This window comes from Vibrio sp. MMH1-50, assembly GCF_022347645.1.
GTDB classification, from domain to species: Bacteria; Pseudomonadota; Gammaproteobacteria; order Enterobacterales; family Vibrionaceae; genus Vibrio; species Vibrio harveyi.
Genome location: NZ_JAKRGG010000007.1, coordinates 153,880 through 167,773 on the forward strand (window position 1 = coordinate 153,880; position 13,894 = coordinate 167,773).

The 13,894-nt window shown below is 45.8% G+C and carries 14 protein-coding genes; 5 read left to right on the forward strand and 9 right to left on the reverse strand.

The window, feature by feature from the left end; genetic code table 11:
* Positions 1-144: 144 nt before the first annotated feature.
* A complete protein-coding gene (locus MHO32_RS08010) occupies positions 145-1,050 on the forward strand; it encodes a helix-turn-helix transcriptional regulator (protein ID WP_038899289.1) in 906 nt (301 codons plus the stop codon).
* Positions 1,051-1,195: 145 nt separating this feature from the next.
* On the opposite strand, the gene MHO32_RS08015 is transcribed toward MHO32_RS08010, so the two are convergent.
* Positions 1,196-3,619 (reverse strand): formate C-acetyltransferase/glycerol dehydratase family glycyl radical enzyme, encoded by a 2,424-nt coding sequence (locus MHO32_RS08015; RefSeq protein ID WP_239211114.1) that lies wholly within the window; start codon positions 3,617-3,619, stop codon positions 1,196-1,198.
* 2 nt (positions 3,620-3,621) lie between these two features.
* Complete coding sequence (locus MHO32_RS08020) at positions 3,622-4,563, reverse strand: glycyl-radical enzyme activating protein (protein WP_239211118.1); 942 nt, start codon at positions 4,561-4,563, stop codon at positions 3,622-3,624.
* Positions 4,564-4,817: 254 nt separating this feature from the next.
* Here MHO32_RS08020 and MHO32_RS08025 point away from each other — a divergent pair, with 254 nt between their 5' ends.
* On the forward strand, positions 4,818-5,492 hold the full coding sequence (locus tag MHO32_RS08025) for a fructose-6-phosphate aldolase (protein WP_239211120.1): 675 nt from the start codon (positions 4,818-4,820) through the stop codon (positions 5,490-5,492).
* 109 nt (positions 5,493-5,601) lie between these two features.
* Here MHO32_RS08025 and MHO32_RS25760 read toward each other — a convergent pair whose 3' ends face one another.
* From MHO32_RS25760 to MHO32_RS08045, 5 genes are all read right to left on the reverse strand, one after another.
* Positions 5,602-5,736 (reverse strand): hypothetical protein, encoded by a 135-nt coding sequence (locus MHO32_RS25760; protein ID WP_005453163.1) that lies wholly within the window; start codon positions 5,734-5,736, stop codon positions 5,602-5,604.
* Complete coding sequence (locus tag MHO32_RS08030) at positions 5,733-6,161, reverse strand: ribosomal maturation YjgA family protein (RefSeq protein WP_239211122.1); 429 nt, start codon at positions 6,159-6,161, stop codon at positions 5,733-5,735. Before MHO32_RS08030 ends, MHO32_RS25760 begins: the two co-directional genes overlap by 4 nt.
* Positions 6,148-7,488 carry a cell envelope integrity protein CreD gene (creD, locus tag MHO32_RS08035; RefSeq protein ID WP_239211123.1) on the reverse strand — a complete coding sequence of 447 codons (1,341 nt, stop codon included), beginning with the start codon at positions 7,486-7,488 and terminating at the stop codon, positions 6,148-6,150. The genes MHO32_RS08030 and creD overlap by 14 nt, the downstream gene beginning before the upstream one ends.
* A 75-nt stretch (positions 7,489-7,563) precedes the next feature.
* Positions 7,564-9,006 (reverse strand): two-component system sensor histidine kinase CreC, encoded by a 1,443-nt coding sequence (gene creC, locus MHO32_RS08040; protein ID WP_239211144.1) that lies wholly within the window; start codon positions 9,004-9,006, stop codon positions 7,564-7,566.
* Complete coding sequence (locus tag MHO32_RS08045) at positions 9,006-9,716, reverse strand: response regulator (protein WP_239211124.1); 711 nt, start codon at positions 9,714-9,716, stop codon at positions 9,006-9,008. Before MHO32_RS08045 ends, creC begins: the two co-directional genes overlap by 1 nt.
* 261 nt (positions 9,717-9,977) lie before the next feature.
* Here MHO32_RS08045 and MHO32_RS08050 point away from each other — a divergent pair, with 261 nt between their 5' ends.
* The gene (locus tag MHO32_RS08050; RefSeq protein WP_050907231.1) at positions 9,978-10,490 is read left to right on the forward strand and encodes a DUF2799 domain-containing protein; all 513 of its coding nucleotides are present in this window, start codon (positions 9,978-9,980) and stop codon (positions 10,488-10,490) included.
* A 26-nt stretch (positions 10,491-10,516) separates the two neighbouring features.
* Here MHO32_RS08050 and MHO32_RS08055 read toward each other — a convergent pair whose 3' ends face one another.
* Together MHO32_RS08055 and MHO32_RS08060 are read right to left on the reverse strand one after the other, a co-directional pair.
* Positions 10,517-10,975, reverse strand: coding sequence for a GNAT family N-acetyltransferase (locus MHO32_RS08055; RefSeq protein WP_009697975.1), 459 nt, complete (start codon positions 10,973-10,975; stop codon positions 10,517-10,519).
* A gap of 91 nt (positions 10,976-11,066) precedes the next feature.
* Positions 11,067-11,537, reverse strand: a complete 471-nt coding sequence (locus MHO32_RS08060; protein WP_026000275.1) for a GNAT family N-acetyltransferase — start codon at positions 11,535-11,537, stop codon at positions 11,067-11,069.
* A gap of 132 nt (positions 11,538-11,669) precedes the next feature.
* On the opposite strand from MHO32_RS08060, the gene MHO32_RS08065 reads away from it, so the two are divergent.
* Both MHO32_RS08065 and yidZ read left to right on the forward strand, forming a co-directional pair.
* Positions 11,670-12,860, forward strand: coding sequence for an MFS transporter (locus MHO32_RS08065; RefSeq protein ID WP_239211125.1), 1,191 nt, complete (start codon positions 11,670-11,672; stop codon positions 12,858-12,860).
* A complete protein-coding gene (yidZ, locus tag MHO32_RS08070) occupies positions 12,835-13,806 on the forward strand; it encodes an HTH-type transcriptional regulator YidZ (protein WP_239211130.1) in 972 nt (323 codons plus the stop codon). Before MHO32_RS08065 ends, yidZ begins: the two co-directional genes overlap by 26 nt.
* Positions 13,807-13,894 lie beyond the last annotated feature (88 nt).

Consider the following 13,894-nt stretch of genomic DNA (forward strand, 5'->3'; position numbering starts at 1 on the left):
GGTATAGATTAGCGCTGCACCGCGAGAGAAGATTGAACATTCCTGCCCAAGTTTTTGTACTTTATTGCCCCCTCAATGAGTTGACGAAATGTGCAAAACTCGGCTAATTTCAGCTAGCAAGTGGAAGAGTACAAAGGAAAGAAAATGAAGTCCGAGCTTAAGTTTTATGACTCTGAATCTAATGCGCTATCAAGCTGTGGCGACGTGCTGGATATTGAGTTTTCAAACCATGGATTAGATTGGTCGGGCGTATTGGTAGAAAAAGGCACGTCCCCTTATTTCTACCCGAAGAATGTCTACACCCCTTACTTCTACTTTGCATTGGCACTAGAAAAAGATTTGAACTGGAGCGTCGAAAAAGATGGCACGTTCGCCGATCTGAAAACCAGCCCGGGCAACATTTGGATTAATCCACCTAAAACCCCGTTTACCCATGATGTGGCAGAGCCTTGTTACTTCGTGATTTTGGCGATTGAAGAACAAGAGTTTTTCTCACACTGCCCGCTAAATTTAGAGGGAATTGAGCTGCAATTTTTGAACAACTACAACGTGTTGGATGAAACCATCAAAGGCATCATTGAGCTGTTTATGTTGGAAGCGAAAGCCAAAGGACGAAATGGCAAAACCTACCTCAACAACTTGGTTTCACTCCTAGCAACCCACTATATCCAAAACTACTCCAACTACTTTGACCTTAAGAACAACCAGCTTGCAGCCTCTAAATTTGACCAACACCAAGTCGATAAGATTGACCAATACATCGAAGAAAACATCGGCAACAACATCTCGGTCGATGATCTCGCAGACTTGCTCGGTTGCAGTAAGTTTTACTTTCTGAGGGAGTTCAAAAAGCTCATCGGCGTAACGCCTTATCAGTACCTGATGAATAAACGTTTAGAGCAAGCACGAGTGGCGCTCTCTTCTGGCTCTGTCAATATCGCTTTAACGGCGCACGAGCTTGGCTTTAATGACCAGTCCCACTTTACTCGAGCATTCAAAAACCATTTCGGCATGACACCGGGACAATTCGTCAAACAACAAGAAAGCTAATCTTAAGACTGGTTAGCTTTCTTCCACTGTAAGGGGTGTAGTAGATCTTGCGGTAAAATACGCCACGAGCATATGGGTAAATAAACTCATACCAAAACGCAAAAAGGCACCAATTGGTGCCTTTTGTTTTACTTAATCAGTGTACTTACAGTTCGTGCTCAGTACGTGCGATGATGTCGTCTTGCGCATCTGGTGATAGCGCGGTGAAGAAGGCTGAGTAGCCTGCAACTCGCACAACAAGATCACGATATTGCTCCGGGTTCTTCTTCGCAGCTAGCAAGGTCTCACGAGAGACGATGTTGTATTGCACGTGCCAACCTTTGTGGTGGTTGAAAAAGGTGCGAATCAGCATAGAGAGCTTGAGCTTATCCCCTTCAGACTCAACCGCCGCCGGGCTTAACTTCTGGTTAAGCAGCACGCCACCAAGGATCTTATTCGCTTGGATCTTACCGACCGAGTTGTATACCGCTGTTGGACCTAAACGGTCTGAGCCAGACGACGGGCTTGCACCTTCTGCCAATGGTGTTTTCGCTTTACGACCGTCCGGCGTTGCCATGGTTGAAGCACCGAATGGGACGTTTGCCGAGATACTTGAAGTACCTGCGTAATAACCTCCGCCAATTGGACCACGCCCATGACGCGTATTAACAAACTGCTCTAGCTCATCAATGTAAACTTGGTACGCGTCTGCCAGTAGTTGGTCTACCGCATCATCATCGTTACCGTATTTTGGTGCAAAGTTGATAAGACGTTGGCGAAGTTGCTCGTTCTCCATGCCGTCGAAATCTTCTGCCAATGCTTTTGCTAGCTCAGGCTGAGTAATCTGCGCGTCATCGAAAACAAGGTGTTTGATTGCTGCTAGGCTGTTACCCAAGTTCGCGATACCGACTTGCAAGCCAGATACCCAATCGTATTTCGCGCCACCTTCTTTCACGGTTTTACCGCGAGCCAAACAGTCATCCACCAGCGTTGAACAGAAGATGTCTTGTGCCTGCTGTTCAAGCACACTGTCGACTACCGTATCAATCTCAATCGATTTACGGGTGTAGTAGCGGATTTGCTCTGCCCAAGAAGCCGTCACTTGCTCAAAGTTCTCAAAGTTACCTTTTGCTAATGACTTATCGTGCGGCAAGAAGGCTTTACCCGTTGTTGCATCCACACCTTCGTTCAATGAAGCGAGCAGGATACGAGCGAAGTTAATGAAGCTCATGCCCGTACAACGGTAACCCCATTTGCCGGGAACCGCCGTCTCGATACAGCCGATAGAGGCGTAGTTGTAAGCGTCTTCTTTCTCTACGCCAAGCTTGATGAATTCAGGGATGACAATCTCATCGTTGTTGAACGCAGGCATACCGAAGCCGCATTTAATCACTTCGATACAACCCATCAGGAATTCTTGGTTCAAACCTTCATGGTAACGCACACTCAAGTTAGGTTGCGTCGAACGTAACTGACCACAAGATTCTAGAATCGCCCAAGAAAGTGGATTCACTGCGTCTTCAGGCTCACCCTTTTCATTCAACTTCTGACCACCGATACACACGTTTTGATACAGCGGAGAACCTGCCGATGCTTTCGAGTGCGCACCAGAGCGGATCTTGTTTACTTCAAGCAGCTTCAACCAACAGCTTTGTAAAAGCTCTAATGCAAAGTCTTTCTCAATTGTGCCGTTTTCGATATCACGAACATAAAACTCGTTGAGGAACTGGTCCATACGACCGAAAGAAACCGAGTGACCGTTCGATTCGATTTGTAGCATCAATTGAACAAAGTAGCTCAATTGCAGTGCTTGCCAGAAGTTTTCTGGTGCGTGACTTGCTACATGACGACAGTTTGCCGCAATGCTTTCTAACTCAGCTTTGCGCAGCGGGCGCGTCTCTTCAAGCGCCATTTTTGCCGCCAATTCAGCGTAGCTCACCATGTGATCTTGAATCGCAAGCAGCACGATTTCGACTGACTTGTAGAACTGCTCTTTCTTCAAGCCTTCAAAGGTCGAAACATCATTGTTAGCACGGTGCTGACGAACATCCTCTAACAAGCCGTTCATGCCTAGCTTCAAGATTTTCTCGTTATCCACCGCAAGGTGCGCGTCACCCGAAGTCATGTTGCCTTCAGCTTTAATGATGGTGCTGGCTAAGATTTCTTGCTGCTCATCAGTGAACAAGCCATAACAACGGTCTTGAACGGTTTTGCCACGCCAGTACGGTGTGATGCTGTGGATGCTTTGCTTATCTTCTTCAGTGACCGCAAAGCCTGCACCAGGACGGTCAGCTAGCTCATCAATTTCCGCTTCAATCCAACGCACTGTGTATTCTGGGAAAATAGGCGCAGCGCGCACTTTGCTCGCTTGGTTACCGACGATCAATTCATCGTGCTTAATCCAAATCGTACGAGTGCATAAGTGCTCTTGCAGTGCTAGCGCACGTTGGACAATCACAGGTTTGTCTTCGTTCGCTTGATAAGCACGAGTGTATGCCTCTGCGCGCTCGGTACAGACAGGTGGCGTTACGATATTTACCAGTGCCGATTTGTGCGCTTTGATACGCTCAGGAAGGTAATTCAGGTCCATAGTTAACCTCTTACAATCACGTTAAGTTGGGTGTTTTCGCTTGCGTATTGCATAGCGCTTTCTAGCAGTTCTGGTTTGTTTAATGGCTTGTCAGAACACTCGTAAGGCATATCGAGCAAACGGTATTTATTGATGCCGAGCGTGTGGTACGGCAGCAAGTGAAGTTCTTGGCAGCTTTCTAGTGAAGCCGCAAAATCGATGATGTCTTTCAACTCTTCGATGGTGTCATTGAACCCCGGCACAACGGGAACGCGAATCACAATGCGTTTCGCGATAGGTGCCAGTTTTCGGAAATTGTCTTTGATGCGTTTTAGTGAACCTTTCGCCCAGCTAAGAAACTTTTCTTCATCAATGTGTTTTAAATCCGCCAACCAGCAATCGATATGCGGCGCGGCTTTTTCGACGTTCTTCCACGGCACATGCATGCACGATTCAATAGCGGTAGAGACTTGGTTGTCATGCAGACGCTGCGCGAGCTCTGCCACCAAATCTGCTTGCATGAGTGGCTCACCACCCGAGAAGGTCACGCCACCTTGGCTTTGGTCGTAGAAAGGTTTGTCTTTCATTAAGGTGTCGAACAACATGTCTGATTTCGCTTCTTCACCACATACAGTCAGTGCTTGCGTAGGACAGACGTCTCGCAGCGCGATCAGTTGGTCTTCTTTGATGGCTTTGCGATTGATGATGATCTGGTTGTCGATGCGTCGAATACCATCACCCACCGTTTCACTATCCGTTGTAGATTGAGTTGTGGCTTGATAAGCAGAAACGCACAGTTGGCAACCTTCCATGCAGCTTCGCTGATCAAACAGCAGTGAATGCTTTTCGCTGCGGCTTTCTGGGTTTTGACACCAAGGGCAAGACAAGCTGCATCCTTTAAGAAAAAGAATGGAACGAATGCCATCGCCATCATGGGTAGAGAATCGTTGGATATTGAAATACATCTCTGCTTGCCTCTTGGTCTGTGCTACCGCTGTGTACTTAATCCGTTTCTTGCTGGTTAAGTCTTATCAGCGGCTTTTCTTTGTTCGAACTGAAAGCTTCATTTGAGCCTTTACAAGTTTCACTTAACTTTCATTTAATGAAATTATTATAGTTTCAAATGAAATTTCAATTGATCAAAATCAAGATCTCGTTCGATTGTCAGATCTATAGTGATCCCATCATCAAAACGAAGATTTTGTTTAAGGTAGAAACCATGATTGAACTTTATTTAGATACTGCTGATGTGGCAGAAGTAAAACGCTTTAACCAGTGCCTACCGCTAAAAGGCGTGACGACAAACCCAAGCATTTTGGCGAAATCAAAACAGGGACTGAATGAAACCCTAGCAGGCATGCAAGAAGCACTTGGCGGTACACCTCGCTTTCACGCTCAAGTCGTGAGTTCAACCGTCGAAGGCATGGTGGCAGAAGCACGCCAACTGAACGAATTGCCTTACGATATGGTGGTAAAAGTGCCAGCAACAGAAACCGGCTTGGCAGCAATTAAGCTAATGAAAAAAGAGGGAATTCAGGTTCTTGCTACCGCTATCTATTCAGCTCAACAAGGTTTCCTAGCGGCACTGTGCGGTGCTGACTACCTAGCACCTTACGTAAACCGCATTGATGCGATGAACGGCAACGGTGTTGAAGTGGTCGCGGATCTTCAATTGTTGCTCGCTCAAAACCAACTACCAGCGAAGATTTTGGCAGCCAGCTTCAAGAACACTCAACAAGCGATGGAGGTGATGAAACTGGGCATCGAAGCCATTACATTGCCAACCGATGTGGCGGCACAAATGTTCGCTCACCCAGCAGTAAAACCGGCGGTTGAGCAGTTCGATAAAGACTGGAAAGAGACGTTTGGCGATAAACTTTCATTTGAAAGCTAATTAAAAGTAGCAGCTAGACGTCTCAATGAATAATAAAGGGAATCTTCACTCACCCTGTGCGCCGGTGAGTTTAAGATTCCCTTTTGTATTTCATATAAAGAGGTGAGGTTTACAGCAGTTCTCTATTGGTCAGTGACCAAAGGTACACGCGCTTTAGTAAACTGATTTTGATCCTTTTACGAATACCTCGTTTGGAATGGCGGAGTCGGTTTGGTAGCGCAATGGCTTTCATCTCGTTTTTCATTTCTTTTCCATCCACCAACACAGTAGACCTCCGATGCAGTAAGCCAGCAGATCTTTCCAATCAAATGTGGCACCCAAAATTACAGCCAGAGGCGATGAAGATTCGATACCAAGCCAAGCTGCGACCTGAAACAATTGCCCCAACTCGACGGCAAACGCAATCAACACCACCAATGAAACCAGCCAGTTAACGGGCATAGAGAACATACTTGCAAGAAAGTAGTAGAGCCAAACCACAACGAGAACATCGCCAAATGTCGGACGAATAAAGCTGTCTCGAACATAGAGCGCAATAACGACCAATGCGATAAAACACACCAAGCTTTTGAGTCCATTTTCTGCAGAAAATCGCAGGTGGATAGCGGACGTCTCTTCCACCATATCGCTTGGCTGACCAGTGAGAGTTGCTCGTTTAACCATTTTCATGATTCGCCTTTGCACTTTCTTCTGCTTTCTTATTTCGTGCGTACCAGTCGATGTTGCGTGTAATGACCATAGTGAAGCTCAAAATCGCGAAACACAGTAATGTCCCCATCACCAATGCGTAGCTTTCTGCTTGTAGCAAGCCAAACAGTAATCCGTAGAGAGTAAGTAAACAGGCTCCGAATATCGCTCCGTGTTTGGTGTTGCTCAACATACCACTCACGTACACACTTAAAAGCCCCGTCGATGCGACTGCTGACACCACATACGCCCAGTTAAAGCCGAGGTGTTCACTCATCGAAATCAGCAACAGATAGAAAAGCGCTAAAGCCAGACCAATAAAGCCGTATTGCACTGGGTGAACCGGACGCGCTTGTAATAGCTCCAGTAAGAAGAAACTTGCAAACACTAATGTGATAACCAACAGTGAATAGTTCACAGCTCGGTGAGACTTCAAGTAATGGTCAACGGGATCAATCAAATCTACGCCCATTTGTCGCTGTTCAAGCTCGTGACAAGCGTGATTCGATGACAAACAGCTTTGGAACAGCTGCTCGATATTGGTAGAGAAGTTATTGCTCGCCCATTGTGCATTAAATCCATCTTCGGACACCTCTGACGACACTGGTAAGTAATCACCGATAAAGCTTGGATGCGCCCATGCTGAAGAGAGCTCAACCGTTGTTTGACTGCCGATTGGTGTGACTTGAAGCTGACCCATCCCTTGCAGCAAGAAGTTAAGATCGAATGCCAAAGGTTGTTCTGCGTTTAGGTCTGCGAGTGTCAGAGCACTGTGGAAGCCTTGTGGTAACTGATCTAACCCGGTTCCCGGAGCGACTTCGATAGCAGCACTCGCCATGATCATGTCATCCAAACGAATCAATCCACGGCTGTCTTCAATGCCAACCACTAGGCTCATGTTTTCAATATCAAGCCCCTGCAATGCCGTGAGATCGTCTGCATCAAAAGTGCCTTTCAGCGCCACTTGTGCTTTGTATAAACGCGCGCGGTAAATGCCTCGGTACTTTTCAAAACTGTCCAGATTCGCGCTCATATCAAAAGTGCTGGGTAGGAGGAATTTACGACGCTCTTTAATCTGTACTTTGTCATCTCGGTAACTGGTTTCGGTGTAGTTAACCATGATGAATGGACCAATGATGCGCTGTTCGCCGCTGCTGCTGCGTGCGATGTCGTTTCTGACTTCATCTTGGCGATATGAGCGCTCTGAGATCAACCCTGTGACCATTGAAAGCGGGATTTGCAGTAAGACAAACAAAAACAGCACGAAGGCGAACTTCGTGCCGAGTTGGTTATTGAGGATCTTTTTCATGTTTCATTCTCCATTTGCTGATGGGAGTAATCTAAATCAGCAATTTGGAGAACGAATGGAGCTAATGTGGAGTTTCTATGGAGTTGGTAAAATCAGAGTCACTTTCACGCCAGCATCGACGTTTTCTACTTGCAACTTACCCTTGTGCAGTTTGATCACTTGCTCAACAAAATTCAGCCCGAGCCCAGTGCTCTTAACACCATTTTCCCGAGCGAGGGAGTAGAAGCGCTCGGTTAAACGAGGCATTGCATAGTCGGGAATGTGAGGACCTGAATTGAAAATCGACAAGCACACTTTCTCTTTCGCGACCTCAGCTTTCCATTCAATGCATCCCTCCGAATCAACAAAATCCAGCGCATTGTCCATCAAGTTAAAAACGGCTTGTTTCAGCAAGAAGGCATCACCAAACACGGAGAGATGGTCATCAATTTGGATTTTGGCAGTGACCGACTTAGCACTCAAACGCGCATCCGCCGATTCAACCACTTCATTGACCATTTGTTTTAGCGAGATAGCTTCGACTTGTTCTAACTCGGGGCGCTTTTCAAGGCGAGCAAGTTCGAGCAACTTATCAATCAATGACTGCATGCGGTCGCTTTCTCGCTCAATGTTGCCAGCAAAGCGCGCGACCTTTTCTTCAGGCAACGGCATTTGCAATATTTCACTCGCGCCTTTAATCGCTGATAACGGGCTTTTCAGCTCATGAGTCAGCGTCTGTACGTACTCTTCCACATACTGTTTACCATCAAGCTGGTTGCGCATTTTCTCCAATGCGTCGCTTAGCGTGCCGTACTCATAAAAGATACGAAATGTTGGCTTAGAAACCTTTTCGCCCTCACCCATTTTGGTCGCGTAGTCTTCTAACTTGTTCAGTGCCGAGTGAATTCGCCAAGCAAACAATGCCCCTGCCAAAAGCACTAAACCACTCATCCACACCATCCAAAACAACACATTGCGTTTAGACAGATCGATGAAGGGTTGTACTGAGCGATTGGATTTTGCCACCGTCACGCTGCCAATGATTTCGCCTCTGTGGTAAATGGGCGCAGCAACGTGCATAACGGTTGAGAGCGGATCTTTCGGGTCTTCGATGGTACTGCGCGCACCGTATTGACCGCGCAACGTGAGATAAACATCGTTCCATTGCGAGTAGTCTTTGCCTACGTCTTGCTGCCAAGAATCCGCAATCACAATCCCTTGTTTATCGGTGATGTAAATTCGATGGTTAATCGCTTTTTTGCCAATTTCCCAAATTCGCGCTTGAGGTTCTCGCTGCCCATAAGCCGCTAATAGTTTGGAGAAGCGACTCTCAGACAACTTTCCGTTTGCAACGTCCTCTTCTGCCAATACCGCGAGCAAGTTCGCCATATCCACCAGCGTCTCTTCGGTGGTTTGACGCACGGTTGGCTTAAGTTCTTGGACGACAGTTTTGCTCACCATGTAAGCCGTCATTCCGACTAAGATGAAGTAGAGAAAAAACAGTCTGAGTCCAAGTGGGATCTTCGGCCAACGATTCATCATTCACCTTTAATGCAGTAAAAGTAACCAAAGCCACGTTTGGTACAGATGCGTTCAGACATCTCAAACGGCTTCAACTTATGGCGAATCGCTTTGATATGGGTATCGATATTACGCTCATATGCAGCCTCTGGTGCCATGTCTGCCGCGTTCATAAGTTGCTCTCGACTCAATACATTGGAAGAGACGGAAATCAGCTTATCGAGGATCTTAAATTCCACCGCTGTTAACCCAAGCATTTGTCCACCGACACCATAATCAAAGTTCTGCGCAACCAAATCGTGACTAAATTGAGATTGCTCTATGGTTAATGTTGGTTCTGGTTTATGTTCCACCATCGGTGCTTTGGATTTGATTCGTAACTTGATGCGCGCCAACATTTCACGCGGACTAAATGGCTTAGTCACGTAATCATCCGCGCCAATCTCCAAGCCCACTACACGGTCAATTTCATCGCTTCTTGCGGTGAGAAAGATAATTGGAATATCAGAAAACTCACGGATAGCTTTGCAAAGCTCAAATCCGTTGCCGTCTGGCAAGCCAACATCCAATACAAGCAAAGCCGCGGTATTGTGCTGCAAAAAAGCGAAACCTTCTCCTGCCGTTGCAAACCACTCTACGTGGTAGCCATCCATCTCCAATACATGAATCAAGTTGTCGGCAATAGCAGATTCATCCTCGATAATGACAACGGTTGATTGGTCACTCAATGTCTAAACCTCATTGACTATGTTTATCTTAATGTCATTGTTGCGTGTCTACTTTGATGCAAAGGCTATCGAATTGATACAACAAAGGCAAAATCCGTGAACAATATTAATCAAACTCGAATTCATTCAGCGAATTGAACTTATCACTGATATTGATGACTCACTACAATTGCGAATACAATGATTTCAACTATTGATATGAACAGTGTTCATTTTACACTCAACCATATCAATTCGATTTTGTTTAAAGGACAGTAACTGATGAAAAGAGCGCTAATCCCCCTAGCAGTACTCACTTTGCTCTCTGGTTGCACCAGCATGTCTCCAGATGAGTGTAAGACAGCAGACTGGTACAGAGTAGGCTACAAAGATGGGCAGGAAGGTAACAATCCGAGCATCATTAACAGCTACGCTGAAGACTGTGGTGAAGCGGGTGTCACTCCAGATCGAGAACAGTGGAAAGAAGGCTTTGATAAAGGCACGATTCTTTACTGCTCACCAGACAATGGCTATACCGTCGGTATTGAAGGGAAAGAATATTATGGTGTGTGTAGCAATAAACAGTTCATTGAAAACTATCAGTTAGGTCATCAAGAGTACCAACGCCAACAGCGTATCCAAGAGATCGATAATGAAATTTCTATCATCGATAATCAACTGGATAACAACCCAGATAAAGACAACGCTAAACGCTTAAAAGAGAAGAGAAAGCGATTGGCTGACGAACGTTCAAACCTCTTGTCGCCAACCATCAATTTCAATTTGAACTTCTAATTTCAACTCACTATCAATCAATGACCCTAGCTCAATTCTAGGGTCATAAACTGGCTATTTGGATCGAGTTCGTAGTCACCAAACGGATCGCAATACACAAAGCCATGCTTTTCATACAACAGGCGCGCAGGTTTAAAAAATTCCATCGAGCCAGTTTCTAAACTTAAGCGCTGCAAACCTTTTTGCTTCGCTTGCTCAATCACATGAATCAATAATTGAGACGCCACACCTTGGTTTCTTGCCGCTGGCGTGGTGCGCATGGATTTAAGCTCAGCATGTTGATCATCCAGCTCTTTAATCGCTGCACACCCAAGCAGTTGCTCATCCTTCCATCCGGTCCAAAATGTCACTTCTGGCGCTTTGAGCTTAGCTAAATCTAACGCATGCACACTCTCTGGCGGCGATGTGGCATACATGTCTTGTAGATGTTCTTCTAGTAATGCGATTACGGCTGTTCTTTCTAAATTGTCGACTTCAATTTTCACATATCGTCCTTGAGAGTTCGTGGTTACTCATTCAGTTGCATCAAATTTATTGCAAAATTTTAGTAGGTACAATCTATTGCTTTGTTCTTCTTTACAATTCCTGTCGCATGATGTGCTGAGGTCCAACTGGTCCACCATGATAAAGCTCATTAGTATCTTCAAAACCCGCCTTTAGGTAACACTGATAGGCGGGGACGTTTCGACAATTAACCGTTAGGTAGAGAAATTCAAATGTTGGATAGTGCAACTTAACAAAGTCCCTAAACAAACCAATGGCTTGCTTCGCAATACCTTTGCCTTGATGGCGATGATCCACCAGTAATGAGCGAACACCTAAACTTCTTTGAGGGCAAAAGTCATAATCTTCACTGTACGCAGCATCAAATAAAAAGAACCCGACCACACGATCATCTTCAAGGATCAAATGAGGCAGCTCTGTCGGTTTAAGACTTTCCAATCGCTGACCAATATTCTCAACCGTAAACTGAGCTTGATCTTCCAAGACTTGCAGCTCAATGGTTTGCGCGTGTCGACATGGCGTATACTTTTCAATAGTAATCATGGTCATCCTTGTTGAATTTACGTTTGATTTATACAGGGTATGTCGTAAATGGAAATACCTACGGTCGCAATTCCCACTCGCTGGCAAACGTTTCACACATTATGATCCTCACCAATTGTTAGTGAGGTTGCCATGTTCCGTTTTTTGCTTTGTAGTTTTTCCCTTGTATTACTCTATCCTACCGCGATTGATCTTTACCTTGTAGGTTTGCCTCAAATTGCCGCGGATTTAAACGCCAGTGAATCACAGTTACACATTGCGTTCTCTATCTACCTTGCTGGTATGGCTACGACTATGTTGTTTGCAGGAAAGATCGCCGACTCCATTGGTCGAAAACCTGTTGCTATGGTTGGCGCTGCGATCTTCATTGCAGCATCACTACTTGGTAGCATGGCTGAGCAGTCCGAGGCGTTTTTAATTGCTCGATTTACCCAAGGTATTGGAGCTGGCTCTTGCTATGTGGTTGCTTTTGCCATTCTTCGCGACACGTTGGATGACAAACGTCGCGCGAAGGTACTATCTATGCTCAACGGCATTACCTGCATCATTCCTGTCATCGCCCCCGTTGTTGGCCATCTCATTATGCTCAAATTCCCTTGGTCAAGCCTGTTCACCACAATGGCAGGCATGGGTGTGGTGGTTTGTTTGCTTTCAACCTTGGTGCTCAAAGAATCAAAACCTAACGTAATACCACAACAAAGCGCCGCTTCAGCTTCTAACCAAGAAACCTTCTGTGAGCGCTTTTTTATTAGCCGACTCATCATTACTGCCATTGGCGTGACCACCATTCTTACCTACGTGAATGTCTCTCCAATGCTGGTGATGGGCGAACTTGGTTTTGATCGTGGTGGCTATTCTTCTGTCATGGCAGGCGCGGCACTCGTCAGTATGCTCACCTCTTTTTCTGCGCCATTGGCTTTGTCTTATTTTAAACAACGTACACTGATGCTGACGTCGCAAACCGTGCTTGTCAGTGCTGCGATGGTGATTGGTTTTGCGCATCTAGACCAATGGGGAATCCCATTTTACTTATTCGGATTTGGGCTGATTTGCGCTGGCTTCTCGATTGGCTTTGGCGTGGCCATGAGTCAAGCGCTCAGCCCATTCTCTCAACGTGCAGGTGTAGCAAGCTCATTGCTGGGCATCGCTCAAGTGTGTTGCTCTGCGATCTACATCTGGTTCATGGGATTGATTGGCGTTAATGCGCTGAATATGTTGGTGTTTATCTTAGCAATAGGTGGCGTAATCAGCTTGGCTCTAATACTATTTATTCCTAAGCCTGCTCATGAAAGCCACTATGAAGAAATCACTAGCCCGTCTTGATCTCAACTTATTGTTCACTCTGCAATTGCTGCTGCAAGAGCAGAGTGTTTCCAAAGCGTCGAAGAAATTAAACGTTACGCCGTCAACGGTAAGTAAATCGCTCAATAAGCTTCGTGACTGGTTTGATGATCCTCTGTTTGTCAAAACACCGAAAGGATTAGCGCCGACTCCGTTAGCACAAAGCATGGAGCAAGATCTGGCGGAATGGCTACAAATTGGCAGCCAAATTGCGGAAAAACGCAGCGATATAGCACCAAAAGGCGTACGCTTTGATTTGACCATTGAATCCCCGTTAGTGCTGACGATTCTTGATGATCTTCTTATCGCAATCCACCAGCGTTACCCGGACGCTAAAGTCAAAACCAGTAATTGGGATTATGATTCACTCGATGCGATTGTGCGTGGAGAAGCAGACATCGGCTTTACAGGAAGAGAGAGCCATCCCCGCTCGAAAGAGTCACTCGACCTGCTCCCTTACTTCCTCGATTTTGAAGTGCTGTTCTCAGACCTACCTATGGTGTACCTGCACAAAGATCACCCTGCTTTGAAGCAGGAATGGAATCTTGAGACCTTTTTGAGCTATCAACACATCAATATTGTTTGGGAAAAGAGTGAAACATGGGCATTGGATGAAGTATTGAGTGAACTGGGCTTACAGCGCTCAATTGGCTTAACCATGTCGAGCTTTGAGCAGTCTCTATTTATGGCCGCACAGCCACACCACAATATGCTGACCACCGCACCGCAATACTGTGAAAGTTACACCAAGAAGCTACACCCAGATTTGGTGTGTCTACCCATTCCATTGGAACAAACTCAACAAGATAAACTGCTGATCCCGTTCACCATGATTTGGCACAAACGTAATGCGTACAACCCAAAACTGGTGTGGTTACGAAATACCATTAAGTCACTTTATGGGGAGAAGAGCAGCAGCAATACGTGATTGCTTCTTCCACACATTACTGATAAATTTCGCGCGTTTTTAACCCTATTTTCAAGGAGGTATTTCCAATGATTCGTTTTCAACACAC